The sequence below is a fragment of the Myroides albus genome, from assembly GCF_009711045.1.
Lineage (GTDB): Bacteria > Bacteroidota > Bacteroidia > Flavobacteriales > Flavobacteriaceae > Flavobacterium > Flavobacterium album_A.
Genome location: NZ_WMJX01000049.1, coordinates 1 through 16,169 on the forward strand (window position 1 = coordinate 1; position 16,169 = coordinate 16,169).

14 protein-coding genes and 1 pseudogene are annotated in these 16,169 nt (G+C 32.2%); 7 read left to right on the top strand and 8 right to left on the bottom strand.

Translation table 11 applies throughout. The annotated features are described in order from the left end of the window. Positions 1-363: 363 nt before the first annotated feature. The 6 genes from GJV76_RS13765 (at position 364) to GJV76_RS13790 (ending at position 9,795) form a co-directional block, all read left to right on the top strand. Positions 364-2,880 (top strand): hypothetical protein, encoded by a 2,517-nt coding sequence (locus GJV76_RS13765; RefSeq protein ID WP_155093182.1) that lies wholly within the window; start codon positions 364-366, stop codon positions 2,878-2,880. A 19-nt stretch (positions 2,881-2,899) separates the two neighbouring features. Then, entirely contained in the window at positions 2,900-5,413 is a 2,514-nt protein-coding gene (locus GJV76_RS13770; RefSeq protein WP_155093183.1) for a hypothetical protein, read from the top strand. Between the two features lie 219 nt (positions 5,414-5,632). After that, positions 5,633-6,634 (top strand): UDP-3-O-(3-hydroxymyristoyl)glucosamine N-acyltransferase, encoded by a 1,002-nt coding sequence (gene lpxD / locus GJV76_RS13775; RefSeq protein ID WP_155093184.1) that lies wholly within the window; start codon positions 5,633-5,635, stop codon positions 6,632-6,634. Between the two features lie 355 nt (positions 6,635-6,989). Beyond that, positions 6,990-7,292, top strand: a complete 303-nt coding sequence (locus GJV76_RS13780) for a hypothetical protein (RefSeq protein WP_155093185.1) — start codon at positions 6,990-6,992, stop codon at positions 7,290-7,292. Between the two features lie 335 nt (positions 7,293-7,627). Beyond that, positions 7,628-9,169: a SulP family inorganic anion transporter gene (locus GJV76_RS13785; RefSeq protein WP_155093186.1), complete on the top strand. Its 1,542-nt coding sequence runs from the start codon at positions 7,628-7,630 to the stop codon at positions 9,167-9,169. Between the two features lie 2 nt (positions 9,170-9,171). Then, positions 9,172-9,795 (top strand): carbonic anhydrase, encoded by a 624-nt coding sequence (locus tag GJV76_RS13790; protein ID WP_155093187.1) that lies wholly within the window; start codon positions 9,172-9,174, stop codon positions 9,793-9,795. Positions 9,796-9,908: 113 nt separating this feature from the next. Here GJV76_RS13790 and GJV76_RS13795 read toward each other — a convergent pair whose 3' ends face one another. From GJV76_RS13795 to GJV76_RS13830, 8 genes are all read right to left on the bottom strand, one after another. Continuing rightward, positions 9,909-11,087 (bottom strand): calcium:proton antiporter, encoded by a 1,179-nt coding sequence (locus tag GJV76_RS13795; RefSeq protein WP_155093188.1) that lies wholly within the window; start codon positions 11,085-11,087, stop codon positions 9,909-9,911. An 819-nt stretch (positions 11,088-11,906) separates the two neighbouring features. After that, entirely contained in the window at positions 11,907-12,374 is a 468-nt protein-coding gene (locus GJV76_RS15980) for a hypothetical protein (RefSeq protein WP_230381564.1), read from the bottom strand. Positions 12,375-12,887: 513 nt separating this feature from the next. After that, complete coding sequence (locus GJV76_RS13805) at positions 12,888-13,241, bottom strand: hypothetical protein (RefSeq protein ID WP_155093189.1); 354 nt, start codon at positions 13,239-13,241, stop codon at positions 12,888-12,890. Between the two features lie 63 nt (positions 13,242-13,304). Then, positions 13,305-13,520 (bottom strand): hypothetical protein, encoded by a 216-nt coding sequence (locus tag GJV76_RS13810; RefSeq protein WP_155093190.1) that lies wholly within the window; start codon positions 13,518-13,520, stop codon positions 13,305-13,307. A 35-nt stretch (positions 13,521-13,555) separates the two neighbouring features. Next, a complete protein-coding gene (locus GJV76_RS13815) occupies positions 13,556-13,906 on the bottom strand; it encodes a hypothetical protein (protein ID WP_155093191.1) in 351 nt (116 codons plus the stop codon). A gap of 50 nt (positions 13,907-13,956) precedes the next feature. Beyond that, entirely contained in the window at positions 13,957-14,361 is a 405-nt protein-coding gene (locus GJV76_RS13820; RefSeq protein ID WP_155093192.1) for a hypothetical protein, read from the bottom strand. A 43-nt stretch (positions 14,362-14,404) separates the two neighbouring features. Next, positions 14,405-14,752 (bottom strand): hypothetical protein, encoded by a 348-nt coding sequence (locus GJV76_RS13825; protein WP_155093193.1) that lies wholly within the window; start codon positions 14,750-14,752, stop codon positions 14,405-14,407. Positions 14,753-15,052: 300 nt separating this feature from the next. Then, entirely contained in the window at positions 15,053-15,193 is a 141-nt protein-coding gene (locus tag GJV76_RS13830; RefSeq protein WP_155093194.1) for a hypothetical protein, read from the bottom strand. A gap of 445 nt (positions 15,194-15,638) precedes the next feature. On the opposite strand from GJV76_RS13830, the pseudogene GJV76_RS13835 reads away from it, so the two are divergent. Further along, a pseudogene (locus GJV76_RS13835) lies at positions 15,639-16,169 on the top strand (hypothetical protein); the annotation flags it as partial.

Consider the following 16,169-nt stretch of genomic DNA (forward strand, 5'->3'; position numbering starts at 1 on the left):
TTAACAAACTATGGACTTTCAGTCCATAGTGGTTTATTTATTAATATATCGTTATATGTGATTATAGTTGTTTATTTATTGTACTTTATTGCTTAATAAATGAATAATTCGTATTATTTAAGTTATCCTATTAGGATGGATATTCTTAATTAAAAGTTAATTTGTTAAAATCTCTCTAGCTGTAAGACTGCCTTTTTATCATATAAAACCACTTCGATATAGTTAAAATATATAGTAATGTGTTTTTTTGTTATATATTTTCTTTTTATTTAGCTATTTTGTTAATCTTGTTTTTTAATGTTTGATTTGTTTATGGTATATCTGTAAAATTTTAACTTAATTTTACTTATTAAAATATGGTTAATGAAAAGAAGGATATTATCTGTTACATTTCTTTTGGGGGTTATAACAGGATACAGCCAGACAAGTATAGGTACGAAATTGCCTGATAAATCTGCGATGCTTGAGGTTAGTTCTGATCGCAAGGGAGTATTAATTCCTCGGTTATTACTTAAATCAGTGAGTGATCAATCCACAGTAGCAGGGTATCCTTATCCTGAGGGCTTATTAGTTTATCACAGCGGAAATTCATCTCTACCTGCAGGGTTTTATTATTGGGAAAATAAGCGTTGGAATATTCTTGTAACCAACGAAAATATCAAAGATTACATTACTGAAGTGGTTCCCAGTGAAGGACTGCAAATTGTAAAGGTAGGGGATGATTATGTATTTAAATGGAAAGATCAGTTTAATGCTGCTCAAGAGTTTTCTATAAGTGATGTTGTCAAAGCTTTAGAACAAGTCACCTCTTTGACATCTACTAATAAAGAAGGGGGAGTAGCACTGATCTATAAGGATGAGGAGGCTCAGAATACGACCATTGATTTAGCACCCTTGTTAACAGGTAGTTCAGAATTTCAAAATTATATTAAGTCTTTTATACAGCAAGAAGCTATTAAAGAGATTACAACAGACATTGTATCTACTTATGATGCAAAGTATAAATTCTATAATGAGAATCGCCTGTCTTTAAATTACACTCCATTAGAAATCGATGTAATTAAGGATTTGGAGAACAATTTTAGTAGTTTTCTCAATAATGAAAATGTTAAACGAGGTTTTGAAGAACTTGCTCTTTCTGCAGAGGATAAGAAATTGACCTTTGAGAATGGCAAGTTTTGGGTTACTACTTTAACAGATAAAAAACTAGAAAAGAAAGAGGTCGATTATAAAGAGTTGTTTGATTTTAAGGAAACAGTAACGAGTATACGCTCACTTAAAGATGAACAGGGAAAAGATACTATTGGATTTGAATATATAGAAGAGAATAACCTCTCTTATAAGATCCATGTCTTAGGTGATATTGTCAATAGAAGTGAGGAAATATTTGATAATGAGTATACTCGTGAAATAGTAAAGAATGCTCGGAAAAATAATGCCCCAATAACAGTAGAAGTTGTAAATGGTAGTGATATTAAGTTTACTTGGAAAGATAGTAATAATCAGATAAAGACTTTTTTGCTATCAAATATAGTAGATAACAAACCTACATTAACAAAGTTAGAATCAACTGGAATTGGATGGGATACTTCAAATTATTATAATTTAAAGTATTTGGATGAAAAGAAGAATACTAATTTTATTTATTTTAGTGATGAGATCATTGAAGCGAAAGATTACTCTACTTACTTACAGGGGGTAGGAAAAGACCCCTTGCTTGTGGTACAGTACGAAAAGTTTTTAAAGATGATACCAAATTCATCTTACTTTTATTATAGAGATCCTACTAAACCATACGTGCCATATAAGTTTAAAAATTGGTCACTTGATAGTATGAATGATAACACCATAATGGATGTACTCAAGGATTTTACAAATAATTCAGAGGTGGTCTTCGATGACGCTAAAGTGCAGAGCCTTCTTTCAGATTTTTTTTCAAAACTAACAGTTCTACCTGAGAACTTAGTGTTATTTAAAGATGATAGTTTTAAATATTATGTAATAGAAGATAATAAAGATGTCTTTCTACCAGTCAATATGAATATGTTAGGACAAAACCAGACTTTCTTTAGAAAAGAAGAAACGAATAATTATCCTGTAGACTATGTTTATGTAAATGAGAAAAAGAAAGAATATCCACTAAGATCTCGTGATGCTGTAAAGTCTTCTATAGATAGAATATTGAGTGTTCCTAAAGTCTTAACTGCTATTGAAAGTGGTGTTGACGGCATAGAAAGGCGACCAAAATTCTTTGTGGAGAATGGAGAAATAGGGTATGAGTGGATAACTATGGATGAGTATAGTGAAGATATTAGTTTTATCACTAAACGAAGACTTTTAAAAGAAGTTTACCAAATGTACAGAAAGGTAAAAATGCTTAGCGCTCATCAAGGGATATTGTATTTGGATAGTGAAAGCTTGGCCTATAATCAAGGAGAATTGGCAAAAAAATTGACGGAAAACGAAACCTTACGCGAACAAATTCAAGGATATATTGATCAAGCAAAAGCGAAGTTAAAGACGACTAATGTTGATCAGCATCGAGAGAGTGCTAAACTAGTTAATCAGTCATTAGATGAGTATTTGTTGGATGGAGAAAGTTATGTGGGAGAGATCAATAACCAGCAGAGATTTAGGTATATGGAGAGAGTGGTAAAGCAAAGTGATACTGATGACTTGATTTTAGCTAATTGGAAAGACGGCTTGCCATTAGAAGTAAAAATAATCAATGAAGATTCTAATTTGATTTACAATAAAATAGAGTTAATAAGTAGTTCAGGAGATAAGACTAAGTTTTTTTTAAAAAACGCAAAAGACTCTGATAATACAATACCCAAAGGTAATTATTATGTGATAATAGATTATCTAAAAAAACAATAGATATTAAAGGTTGATACGTATGAAGTTAAATATATTACCAATGTTGTTCTTGTTGGGAACAATAACAACACAAGCTCAAATTGGAATAGGGACAGAATTGCCCCATCCGAGTGTTCAGTTAGAAGTACAATCTACGAAAAAAGGGGTCTTAATACCGAGAGTCACACTGAGTTCAGATACAGATATTACAACGATAGATGGAGCTCCATATCCTGAGAGTTTAATTGTCTATCATTTAGGGACGCCTTCATTGGATGCAGGGTTTTATTGTTGGGAAGGTAAGAAGTGGAACACTCTCGTGTCAAATGCAACTATTCAAAAATATATTGCATCCTCAAAAACACGAGCTATTAGAAGTAATAGTGCTTCAGGAGAAGTGAGAGTAGAGCAAAATGGAGATGATTATATTTTTCATTGGAAAGACGAGAATAACTTAGATCAGCATTTTAGTATTTCTTCAATTGTGAATAATCTCCAAAATTTGACTTCGTTATCTAGTTCGGCTGAGGAAGGAAAAGCTCAAATTATTTATAAAGATGAAAAAGGAGATAAGACAACAATTGATTTAACGGACATTCTCAAAAAAAGTACTGTTTTTGAAAAGTATATTATAGATTACGTTAATCAGGTATCTAAAGAAGAAACCATTACTGAAATTGTACCTGATGTAGTGGATAATGTTAGAACAGGAGTGTATTACTATTATAATGAAAAAAGAGATAGTGATCCCACTTACGTACCCACAAAGCTTAATGTGATCGGAGATGTAGCAACTAATTTTGGAAAGCTGTTGGAAGTTCCAAATGTAAAGAGTCAGTTTGATCAATATTTTAAAAGAAATCAAGAAGATGCTGTAACTTATTTTGGAGGTAAGTTCTACGTGACCAAAAAAGATAACAACAATTACCAAGATTTTTTAATTATTGCTTCTGATATTGAGGATTTAAAGGAGACTAATACAGAGTTGTCAGCCATTGTTGATCGAGATGGAAAGTACACAGGTCGCTATAAATATGTTAATGAAGAAAAGGAGGTATTTACTTTTGATATCGTACAAGATGTGATAGAGAATAGTAAAACAATTTTTGAACAGAAATTAGTTAAAGATGAAATTATCAAGTTGATTGAAAAAGAAGAAGGTGAAGTTTCTATTAAAGAAGAAAAGGGTAAAGTGTACATAACTTGGAAAAGCGATAGTGGAGAAATTGAACAAATTAACTTGACGGATATTGTTACGGGATCTGAGACTTTGACCTCTTTGAAGGTTGTAGGTCAAGAGGATGGTGTGATACTTACTTATAAAGATGAAGATAGTAATGAATCGAAGTTTAATTTGACAGAGATGTTCTTTAAAAATCCTCGCTTTAAGGAAAGTATGATGGAGGAAATGGGAGCTTTTGCCTCTTTAGATCTGATTGTATCGAAATTAGAACCTGAGTTAAATGATGATGGTGAACATTCAGGGGTATATAATTTTTACAATAAGAAAGATGAAGATGGAGAAGGGGTACCCACTGTAATAACTGTTGTAGAAGATGTTAAGAATAATTTTCAAGACGTTTTAAAAGATAATAAGGTACAAGAACAATTAAAGAAGTTTACTTCTCAGAATACTGAATGGGTAGAGAATAGTATTGTTTATAAGGATGATACTTTTTATGAGGTCGTTAGAAAACAAGGTAATTTAGAATTAAAAGAGATTAAAATTAATAATCTTGTCGAAACAGATACGAGTATAGAAGAAATACGTGAGAATGGTGAATTTACAGGGAAGTATAATTATATAAGTGAAAGTGGTAAAAAGTATGAGATAGACTTGGTACAGTCTTTTATAGATGGGAGCTATGAAGTTTTTACGGCACCCCCTATGAAAAGTTTATTGGAGTATATAGTGTCTGATATTGAAGAAAAGAAATTAGAACAAGAGGGATATGTGAAAGCTTATGTAAGGAGTGGTGAATTAGGTTTTATATGGAAGGGAGAAAATGGTCTTCAGGAAAGTAAGTTCTTACCTACATGGATAAGGGAAATGGAAACGGTAACTGCAATAGATGTGTTTAATACACCAGATAAAAAGACTACTAAGCTTACCTTTAAAGATGAAAATGCTGATGTTCACGAATTTGATTTGTCTAAACTAATTGCAGAAAGTTATGACTTTCAAGATTATATCAAGGAGTTAATCGACGGAACTTTTAATCCGAATGATGATCATCTGAGGAGTGCAAATACCTTTGGTGTTAATGAGAAGATTCAAGAGGATGAGGTAGTAGGTAAGTGGATAGATAAAGATCTACTGAGATATGCAAAGCGCCTAAACGTTGCTACTGATTTTAATGTAGTAGAATTTGAAAAAGAAATAGGAGGTTTAATTGTTAATTTTCAACTGATTAACGAAACAACTAATGCTGTTACAAGAGATTTGTTACATAAGAAGGTGAATAATGGCAAGACGTATATCACAGTGAATGATATTGATAGTCAGAAGTTACCTGCGGGGAGTTATTACGTTGTCATTGATTACGTGAAGTAATAACTCTTAAAAGGATAAGATAGAATGGGAATCACGGTGTACTACTGTGATTCCTTTTTTTGTTTTATTTTTTTCAATAAAATGTATTTGGTTTTTGTCCTTTTTGTATTTAAAATTATTGGTAATTGTAAATAATGTAGTATTTATATATATTGGATGCAATAAGTTGTTTTTTTATTCGTTTTATTTGTATAAACAATTGGAAACTTATTTAAAATTATGAAATCTTACTCGCTGAATGAATTAAATGATGTGTTGAACGGTGTTGTCGTTGGAGATACATTAAGGCAAATTACTGCTGCTGAACAATTAGAAAAAGCAAAGGAATGCCAAATCTCTTTTATTGGTAACAAAAAGTACGAACGCCTATGGAGTGAGTCAAAAGCTCCAATTGCTATAGTGAATAAAGATATATCTATCTTACCAGGTGTAGATAGAGCTTTTATAAAAGTGGATAATGTTGATTTAGCTTTAGCTCAACTTCTTACGTTATTCGCTCCTAAGATGCCTGTATTTAAAACAGATATTCATCCTAATGCTACGATTGATTGTACAGCTGTTATTAATGAAGGAGCACAGATAGCTGCTGGTTGTGTCATTGGTGCAAATGTGGTTATTGGAAAGAATGTCAAACTATATCCTAATGTCACGGTGTTGGACGATAGCACAATAGGAGATCACACTATTTTGTGGTCTGGTGTGGTGGTGCGTGAGCGAAGTCATATTGGGCAATTCTGTATTTTACATCCCAACGCTGTAATTGGTGCAGATGGTTTTGGTTTTACTCCTTCTCCTGAGTTTGGCTTGGTCAAGATTCCTCAAATTGGCAATGTAGTCATAGGAAATTATGTTGAAATAGGAGCAAACTCTTGTGTAGATAGAGGGAAATTTAGTGCTACAATTATCGGTGATGGATGTAAGATTGATAATCTTGTGCAGATTGGACATAATTGTGAACTTGGTAAATTCTGTATTATGGCAGGTAATAGTGGTTTAGCCGGATCAGTTACTTTAAAAGATTTTGTAGTCATCGGGGGGAGTGCTTCGATTAAAGATCACGTTACTATCGGACAAGGTGCTGTCGTAGGTGCTGGATCTGGAGTGACTGGTGATGTAGAAGCAGGTAAGACAGTACTGGGATATCCTGCACAAGAAGCAAAGACAACCTTGAGACAATGGGCAGCTTTAAAACAATTGGTAACTAATAGAACGAAGAATTAATTCTCTGTCATGAGATAATAAATATAAGCGACTAATCAAGATTAGTCGCTTTTTTATTAAGTAAAAAGGCACTGTACTTTATTAGGTCTGTTTATTTTATTACTTATCGAGATACTCCGTATTAGTGAAATTGTGAATAGCCCTTCTCCGTACTGCTTTTTGAATAGTAAAGTAATCAAGGGAGGAGTATTGAATCATTATCTTTCAGATTTGGGTTTAAGTGAGTATTCATAGTCTGGAGTAAATAGTAGGACTGAGGTAGTTTTGCTTGAAAGTAGTAGTATATCTACTTTTTTATAGCAAAATTAACAACCTGCTTCCTTGTTTTTTTTTGAAAAAAACTATTTTTGTTCCTATGAAATATGTGTCACTAATTGTATTAATTTTCTTTGTCAACTTCTTGGCTACACCCACTATTGCGGTGATGGCTGGTATTGAATTAGAGATTCCTGCAGTAACTATTTCAGAAGAAAATAAGAAACCTATTACAAGTGCAGAAGAGGAAAACCATGGACATCCTTGGACATTATCTACTAACCAAAATCTAAATCTATTAGAGACAAACGAAAAGTTAGAGACTATCTTCGCACAATCTAAATTAGTGTACGAATCACAAGAATTCGACATCTTATTACCCCCTCCCGAACGTTTTGTTTAAAAAGTAGTCTATACTTTGGACTTTATTGAGACATTTATTGATGTAGTAAAATTATCTAGCTAAGATAGTATTGCTATGCTGTGTTGTAGCGTAGTGCACTTGATTAGCAGTACCTATTATCTATTTTCGTCTCCTAAAATGTATCTGTATTTGCTTCCGCAAAGTTTGTTAATTGTCAGCGATTAAGCATATAGTGCATTGAATCTTTTTTAACTAGTCCACATGATTTTATGCGACAGTTTTAGTCGATTTTTCAGTAAAGAGAGATCGATAGGATATGTATTGCTTTAATTCATCAGGACAAGCTGTTTATTAAACAAAACGTAAAATTAATAATGACAAATAATATGAGTTTTGCGGCACTTAAGAAAAGTGTTGCACCAGGCCTTGTGGTCTTTTTAGTCGCACTTCCACTCTGTTTAGGAATTGCGTTAGCTTCTGGAGCTCCACCTATTGCGGGGATTATATCTGGAGTTATAGGAGGTGTAGTAGTAGGATTGTTAAGTAACTCTAACATTAGTGTGAGTGGTCCAGCAGCAGGATTAGCAGCTATTATTTTAGGAGCAATTACAGAGTTAGGTTCTTTCCAACTTTTATTGACGGCAGGAGTAATAGCAGGAGTAATCCAACTTGTTTTAGGATTTCTAAAGTCAGGGACTATCGCTAACTATTTTCCATCAAGTGTAATAGAAGGAATGTTAGCGGGTATTGGGTTAGTAATTCTGATTAAGCAATTGCCTTTAGTATTCGGAGTAAGCGCCTTAGGCGATATTACATCATTCGCATCTATTCAGCTTGGTACAGTTATCATCACAGCAATATCTTTAGCAATATTACTCTTGTGGAATAAAATGGCATGGACCAAAAAAGTTTCTTTTTTACCAGCAGCCTTAATAGTGGTAGTAGTAGGTATTTTGATTAACCAATTTTGGTTATCTACAGGGAGTTCATTAGCGATAGAATCATCGAGATTAGTATCTATCCCTCTATTTGATAGCCTATCAGATATCAGTTCTATTCTGGTCTTTCCAGATTGGGCAGGATTTACGAACCCTGCGGTGTGGATGATTGGCGGAACCATTGCCATTGTAGCTTCTATTGAGACCCTGTTGTGTATAGAGGCGACAGATCGCTTAGATCCATTAAAGCGTCATACAGATACGAATAGAGAATTAAAAGTACAAGGTATCGGAAATGTATTGAGTTCTCTATTGGGTGGTTTACCTATGACCTCAGTAGTCGTACGATCATCAGCTAATGTCAATGCTGGCGGACTGTATAAAGCATCGGCTGTCATTCATGGAATATTCCTATTAGTAGCCGTGGTCACTCTGCCATTAGTATTAAACATGATTCCACTGGCTTCTTTAGCAGCAGTGCTAATTTTAGTGGGGTACAACTTAGCTAAACCAGCTATCGTTATGCATTTTTGGCACAAAGGATATACACAATTTATCCCTTTTATAATTACGTTTATTATGGTAGTAGCAACTGATTTATTAGTCGGAGTGATGATCGGTATGGGAGTAAGTGTATTGTTCTTATTAATAGGAAATGTAAGAAAGGCCTTCTCTATGCAACGTCAGATAAAACAAGAACAAGTAGTCTATACCTTGACTTTAGCAGAAGAAGTATCTTTTTTAAACAAAACAGCTATTAAAAACAGGCTTTATCAATTGCCAGATAATTGTTATTTGGCTATAGATGCAAAGCGTATGGGGTATATCCATGTAGATGTCTTAGAGCTTATAGAAAACTTTATAAACGAAAAGGCAAAAGAGAAAAACATACTCATTACAACAACAGGTTTTCACAAAGAAGTGAAAGTATCAGGAAATCAACAGAATATTATTTTATCACACAGAAAAACTATTTAATTATGAATTCATTTACAAAAGAAATATTAGCAAACACAACACCTGCACAAAGTTTAGAACTATTATTAGAAGGAAATAACCGATTCGTAAACAACCTAAAGTTTAACCGTAACTTCTTACACCAATTACAAGAGACGAAAGACGGACAACATCCCCATGCTGTTATTTTGAGTTGTATGGATAGTAGAGCTCCATTAGAGCACGTATTAGACCAGGGTATTGGTGATATATTCAGCTTGAGAATAGCGGGTAACGTACTAACGGATGAAGTAATCGGAAGTATGGAATACGCGTGTAATGTAGTGGGAAGTAAGTTGATCATGGTGTTGGGACACAGTAGATGTGGTGCGGTAACAGGAGCGTGTAACCATACTACATTAGGAAAGTTAGACACAATTTTAGAACATATACACCCAGTAGTAGATAAAGTAAAAGCTAAACACGCAGGAGAAGATTTATCCTCTGCCGAATTAGTAGAGTTGGTAACTATAGAAAATGTAAGATCCATAGTGGCTCAATTACAAGAAGTGAGTCCATCATTGACTAAGCTGATCGAAGAAGAGAAGATAGGAGTAGTAGGAGCTTATTATGATGTGGTAAGCGGTAAGGTAGAACTGATCTGCTAAGGCAATTTGATTAAAGTGAAAGAGCCTGTCCTTTATGGACAGGCTCTTTGTGTTTTTGATTATTTTTCTTGTGCCAACATAAGCCAAATTATTGGCAAAGGGTAATTATTGTCTTAAGGGTTAAATATCAACATCGCGAACACTGCAAACAAAACTAAGTGCATTACTCCCATAATAGGAGTGGTACGCTTACCTAAGAAGGTCATTAAACTGAGTAGTAAAGTGATGACAAATAGAATTGTTTCTGTACTATTCATTCCAAAGAGTACTGTTTTTCCAGTTATAAGGCCTACTATTAAGACCGATGGCACTGTTAAACCTACTGTAGAAACGAATGCGCCATGGCATAAGTTAATTGCGCGCTGAAACTCATTGTTTAAAGCGGCTTTAACTGCTGTCATCGATTCTGGTGTAAATACAATTATTGCAACTAATACTCCTCCTAAAAGGGTTGGAAGATTTGCTGATTGTATGCCGTAATCGACAACGACAGCCATATTATGTGACAGTAATACGATAGGTAGTATCATGCCGAGTAAGATAATTGAGCGCAACCATATCTCCTTGTTAGCTTTTGTTGTCGTTTTTTCAGAAATCACTTCTGTTGCTTGGTTTTGTTCTTGTAGTAATCTGTCTTTGTAGAGAATTTCCATAGACCCCGTTTTGGGCTGTACATAGAGGTGTTTGTATCCTTTCATTTGAAAAAACAAGAAGATACCGTATAAGAAAATAATAAACAAAGCCAATAGAATAGCTTGAGTATCACTAAACCTTCCTCCTCCAGCTCCTTGAATAAAATTAGGTAGCATCAATCCAATGCCTCCCAACATAATAATCATGGCGATATAGGACATGGTTCCTTGTGCGTTGTATTCTTGTTCACCATATTTTAACCCTCCCAATAGTATACATAAGCCGATTACTAAATTCATTATGATCATCATCACGGAGAAAATAGAATCTTTTCCGATAGTAGGATTTTCGCCAGGTCCTAACATTACAGCTGAAATAAGAATTACTTCTATGGAGACAATAGAGAGTGTTAGAATTAAAGTTCCATAGGGTTCTCCTAACTTGTGAGCTAATTCATCTGCTTCTTTAACTACTCCAAACGCTGCTCCTACAATGGTAAATAAAAGCACTAAAAACAGTGTACTCGCTAACCAAGGCGTTAAGCTTTCTCCTGTTATAGTGTTTCCGTAAAACAAGAATATAAATACAATTAACCAAATAGTTGCTAAGCGTACTTTAGTTTTCGTTGGAAAAATACTTGTTGAGTTTGCGTTTTTCATTGCATTATAATATTAAATAAATTTGGGTTTAGAACAGGTCAAAAGTATTACTTCTCATTATTTATGTACTTATCCTATGATAAATATTCTTTAGAAATAAGTGAAGGTGATTTTCTATTAATTTATTAGAAAGAGTAGATAAAAGCGAGCATTGTAAAAATATCAATATTTTGATAATACTCCAAGAGCTTAATTAGGAGACGGTTCAATAGAGTTAGGGGGGGAGGTGAGAAGTTTTCCTATACAGATTAGCTAAACTTTTTGCGTAGTCCCCAACTTTTGTTACTGATCCCTAACTTTCGCAATAAATTCCTTTTGAATACAAAAAATCCGTAAACACATAATATTTACGGATTCTATATTTTTCTATTATCGGGGTGGCAGGATTCGAACCACTCCTTGTAAATATCTTTAAATCAATCTATTGGCTTGTTTGTAAAAAACCAACTCACCTAATAGCTTACCTTAGTAAATTAGGTTAAAATCAAATATAATGATTTTAAATGTATTAAAAAAGTACTAAAAAGTTAAATAATCACCTGTTTTTTTGATTGATGGAAGCGAATATTTTAGTAAAAATATTAGTTTTAGCCTTTGTTTGTTTTTGTTTTATTTTTCGGTGTATTGTTGTGTTTATTTTATATTATTAGTTAACTAATTTAATTTGATGTATTTTGTTATGAAATGATATACTAGTTATGGTATTATGTGTTGTCGGGGTGTATATTTAGCTTTAATTATGTGTTTTTAGATTGAAATAAATAGACTTTTGTCTATTACAAAACATTTTTTTACTATGAATGTTTAGGTAATTGATTCTTATATCTTTACTTTATGTATTTTATGTTCAAATAATTGTTTTCTTATATTATAAATATTAATAAAGTTTTTATCTCCCTTATATTCCTCATTGCCATTTGCAAAACCTTCTTCTGTAATTTCATCTGGATAACAATTAATTACAGGTATAATAGAAGACTTAAACATATATTTTACGTGATCTATTAAATTGATGTCATTAATTTTTAATATTTTAAATAGTAAATCAATTTCTTTAGGATTAAATTGAAAATTGCCCATAGGAAATAAATGAATCGTGAAATAAGCACTATTAAAAGAGTGTTGTGATTTTTCTTCTTCTTGTTCCAGTTCCTTAAGCTCTTTTTGCATTACTAGTATCTTATTTGTGCTATCATCAATTTTCTCTTTTTCTTTAATGATCCATTCAACAAAGGTTCCTTCTTCTTTAGTGTAATTAATTTTTTTGATTAAAATTATAATTATCATATTGTTCTATGTAGGTGTCAAGAAGATTTAAAACTTCTAATATCTTTTCTTGATTTTTTATATTTTGATAGTATTCAAGTAAAACAGTTAGTGTAAATAATACATTTTCAGTGTGTTTATTGATTTAAAGTAAGATAATGTATCATTCACATTGTTTAAGACATTTGATAAAAATGTATCAGAAAGCTTTAAGTTTGTGATTCTGCGTACTAGGCAATCAAAGTGTATAATGAAACGACAGTATTTTATAGTACATATGTGATACGAAAAGTTTGAATTACCTTGTTTTGTCTGATGGCAAAGCTCTTCATATTGTTTACTAATTGTACCAAACTGCTGTTCTGCATATTCTACTTGATTTTGAACAAAAATGAATTAAACTTACTTTTAAAAAATTAATATATTTCTAATATTTCCCAAAAAAACACGTTGATTTAAAAATCTTATAGTATTATTTTTAATTTTATATCCTAGTCCAAATGAATAACCAAAATCTTCGTTAAAATCAAATATTTAAAGAACTATAGCTGTAATTTCACCATCTTTAAACTCTATATAATCATTATAAACAAAAATAGCAGTTTCTTCCTCAATATCTTCTTCTATAATTTCATGTGCAGTTTCTATTGCTTCTTCTAAGTCATCTGTAATTATTTTTTTCAACTTATTTCCTTCAGTATAAATATATGGACTAAAATCATTATTCTCTTGAATACTTTTAATCGCATATTCTTCTGCATCAACAACCATTTGTTGTAAATCTTTTCTAAGATCAGTAAAATTCATATTATTATTTTTTATTTTAATAGGAGGAGGTGTTTTTAATGCGTTTTCTAACGCTTTATTTGGTCCTTTACCTTTAAACACCCATTCTACATCCCAACCTTGTTCGGCAAGCTTTTTATCAAAATCAACCTCGTTTTTAATTTTTCAACTATAAGGTACTTCTTTAGACAAATAATCTTTGACTTCTATGGCTTTTTTATTACTAATATCTCCGATATCAAGTTTTCTTTCAAGAATACCAGATTCACTTCTTACTGCATTTCCTTTTGAATCAAGTTTCATAGGAAGTTCACGTTCTCCAAAACCAATCATTTTGTGATAATCATCAGCCATCTTATTACCTCTATTGGCATTTTTCATATTTGCATCATACTTATTACTCCATTTGTCATAATCTAATTTTCTTCCTTTTTTTGATATCTATCCCATCTGTTAGCTTTATGCCCAGGAGTACCAGGTTTTAATTTATTTTCAACCTTCGCATCTTTATCACTATGTGTTTCATTTCCATCAGGTTTCTTTTCTTTTGGTTTTTCTGCCTTAGGCTTAGTTTTAGGTGTAGGTTCATCAACATGACCTCCTTTGTTATCTGGTGAAACTGCTTTATGTCCAGGATCAGCAGGTTTAGTATGAACTCCTTCTGTAGCGTGATTTTTATTCTGAGTTGTTTTTCCACTACTATGAGGTTCATTAACAACATGATTTTTACCTGTTCCCTTACTTTTTCCACCTCCTAACAAAAGCATTCCTAAAGCACAGTAATCTTGCGTAGTTCCACCTGTAGTATAAATATTCTCTATAGCATTAATATCCGTAAAGGTAGATTTTTTACACCTTTTTTAAAATCATCTAAAGAGGCTTCTCCTGTTGTTCCATAGGTATCTAAATAAGCTGTAGTACCATCTAATACTTTATAGGTATTTCTACCAGTAATTCCAAGCCTTAAATTAGTTAAAAGGCTTCTAGGAGCTACTTTAACTAAATTGAGTGTTCCTTGTAGAAAACCTCTTCCACCTCCTGCAAATAGAGATCTAAAACCACCACCTGAAATTAATCCTCCACTCATTGCGATCATTCCACCTACCATAGCACCTTCTGCTACTCCTTTTATAAAATTAGATATACCTATAGCATAAGCTTGCGTCCACGTTTTTATATTAGGATTAAAAGAAATCTCGTCACCGAAAATTGGGCAAATCATGGTGTGATCTCCTGTTATGGTATCAATTCCAAATATAGTAAAATTACTTTTTGAGTCTTTCCATTTTTCTTACTTTAGCCACTAATTGCCCACAAAGTAAGCTTCCTATGACCGCTCCAAATGCCGCTCCAGCTATTGCGCCAATAAGTACTAAAGCTGCTCTACCAGTGGCTACTACAGCTACAGTTATTATTGCAGCTAAAATAGCTGCCACTAGCATTAATTTTTTACAACTAAAATCATCAAAGCTACTTGTAGCGGTGTTACTCTTAAGGATATATTTCTCACCCTTTTTATTTTTAACTTTTTCTTGAGTAGATTGATATTGAGCAGGCATTAATCCCCCAGTACACTCCCAAAAGTCTTTTTCTGTTATTGTTTTATTTCCCATAGTAACTATTCTATACGTGTCTGTACGATATCACGTTTATACCAATATAGTCTACAGCGATATTTTGAATATATAATCAAAGCTAATCCTAGCTGACGAGTAACTTTATCATCTCCAACTCTAATAGCTTTTTTTAATAGAAATGTATATTTACAACTATAAGTTTTTAATACTTGTCTCATATCAGTCTATTATTAATGAATTACTTGATCTTGGCGGTTGTTTTTGCTGCTCTAATGTACTGTTTAGTAAAACATTTCCTAAGGTTTGGTAGCTATCCTCAACCATTTCTAAATCATACTAATACTTTGCATACAAGAAGTTAGTATCTACTATTTCTGATTTAATGATTTTTCCTAATAGCACTTGATTCTTATCTCCTAAGTGGTATTGAGCTTCATCTTTTAGAATAGCTTTTTTATTTTCTAAATCAATATGCATAAAATTTTCATAAGCCTTATTAAACCATTTTTTATATAAAGATTCAGCTAATTTACCCTCTTGTTTTACTATCTTGGTTTTATCTTTTAATTCATTTAAACTTAAGTGATTGGATATCCAAAGTAACTTATCACAATAATGCTATGCTATATGGAGAGTATCTGGTTAGTGAGATGGATATAATAATAGGAGAGAACATAATACTTTTTTAAGAGCTCTAGTACAGGAATAATGTTTTTAGGTAAAAAATAATTATAATCTCTTTTATACTTATTTAATTAATTCTTTTTGTAATTTTATTTTAAAATGGCATAATATTTGAATATTTATAACAATAAAAAGTAAATCTATTTTTTTTAACTCTTAAAAAATAATTCATCTTAAAGGATAATAAAATTCTTTAGAAGAATAAGAAAAAAGACAACAACCTTAAAAAGACTAGTTAATGAAAAGAAAATTATTACCACTATCATTTCTGTTTGTCTCAAGCTTAGCTATGGCACAGGTAGGAATAGGTACAAAAAATCCGGATAAATCAGCGATGCTTGAAGTAGTAGCGTCGACTAATGACTTAAAAGGTATTTTAATACCAAGAATACCTTTAAAAACTCTTACAGATAGTTCTTTTGTCAATAAGGGTAATGTAGCAAATAGTTTATTGGTTTTTAATATTACTGAAAATGATGAGCTTAGACCAGGGTACTACTATTGGTTTGAGACAGGTTGGTTACGTATAATTACAGATCAAGATGAAGCTTATAGAGATATTCTTAAAAATGAGGAATTTGCGGTGAATGATAATGAGCAAAATCTTTACTTAAAAGACTCTAAAGGTAATATTGTATCGGTTCCTTTAAAAGATGTAAATATATTAACATCTTTGATAAGTCAGAGTAATGGACAGTATGTATATACTGCAGAAGATGGTAGTCAAACTACTATAGATGTTATCGGAGATGTAACAAATAACTTTGAA

Excerpts from the sequence above, each read along its gene's own strand:
- GJV76_RS13765 (WP_155093182.1), top strand. The coding sequence starts at position 364 with ATGAAAAGAAGGATATTATCTGTTACATTTCTTTTGGGGGTTATAACA.
- GJV76_RS13770 (WP_155093183.1), top strand. The coding sequence starts at position 2,900 with ATGAAGTTAAATATATTACCAATGTTGTTCTTGTTGGGAACAATAACA.
- lpxD (WP_155093184.1), top strand. The coding sequence starts at position 5,633 with ATGAAATCTTACTCGCTGAATGAATTAAATGATGTGTTGAACGGTGTT.
- GJV76_RS13780 (WP_155093185.1), top strand. The coding sequence starts at position 6,990 with ATGAAATATGTGTCACTAATTGTATTAATTTTCTTTGTCAACTTCTTG.
- GJV76_RS13785 (WP_155093186.1), top strand. The coding sequence starts at position 7,628 with ATGACAAATAATATGAGTTTTGCGGCACTTAAGAAAAGTGTTGCACCA.
- GJV76_RS13790 (WP_155093187.1), top strand. The coding sequence starts at position 9,172 with ATGAATTCATTTACAAAAGAAATATTAGCAAACACAACACCTGCACAA.
- GJV76_RS13795 (WP_155093188.1), bottom strand. The coding sequence starts at position 11,087 with ATGAAAAACGCAAACTCAACAAGTATTTTTCCAACGAAAACTAAAGTA.
- GJV76_RS15980 (WP_230381564.1), bottom strand. The coding sequence starts at position 12,374 with ATGATAATTATAATTTTAATCAAAAAAATTAATTACACTAAAGAAGAA.
- GJV76_RS13810 (WP_155093190.1), bottom strand. The coding sequence starts at position 13,520 with ATGAAAAATGCCAATAGAGGTAATAAGATGGCTGATGATTATCACAAA.
- GJV76_RS13815 (WP_155093191.1), bottom strand. The coding sequence starts at position 13,906 with ATGCTTTTGTTAGGAGGTGGAAAAAGTAAGGGAACAGGTAAAAATCAT.
- GJV76_RS13820 (WP_155093192.1), bottom strand. The coding sequence starts at position 14,361 with ATGATTTGCCCAATTTTCGGTGACGAGATTTCTTTTAATCCTAATATA.
- GJV76_RS13825 (WP_155093193.1), bottom strand. The coding sequence starts at position 14,752 with ATGGGAAATAAAACAATAACAGAAAAAGACTTTTGGGAGTGTACTGGG.
- GJV76_RS13830 (WP_155093194.1), bottom strand. The coding sequence starts at position 15,193 with ATGCATATTGATTTAGAAAATAAAAAAGCTATTCTAAAAGATGAAGCT.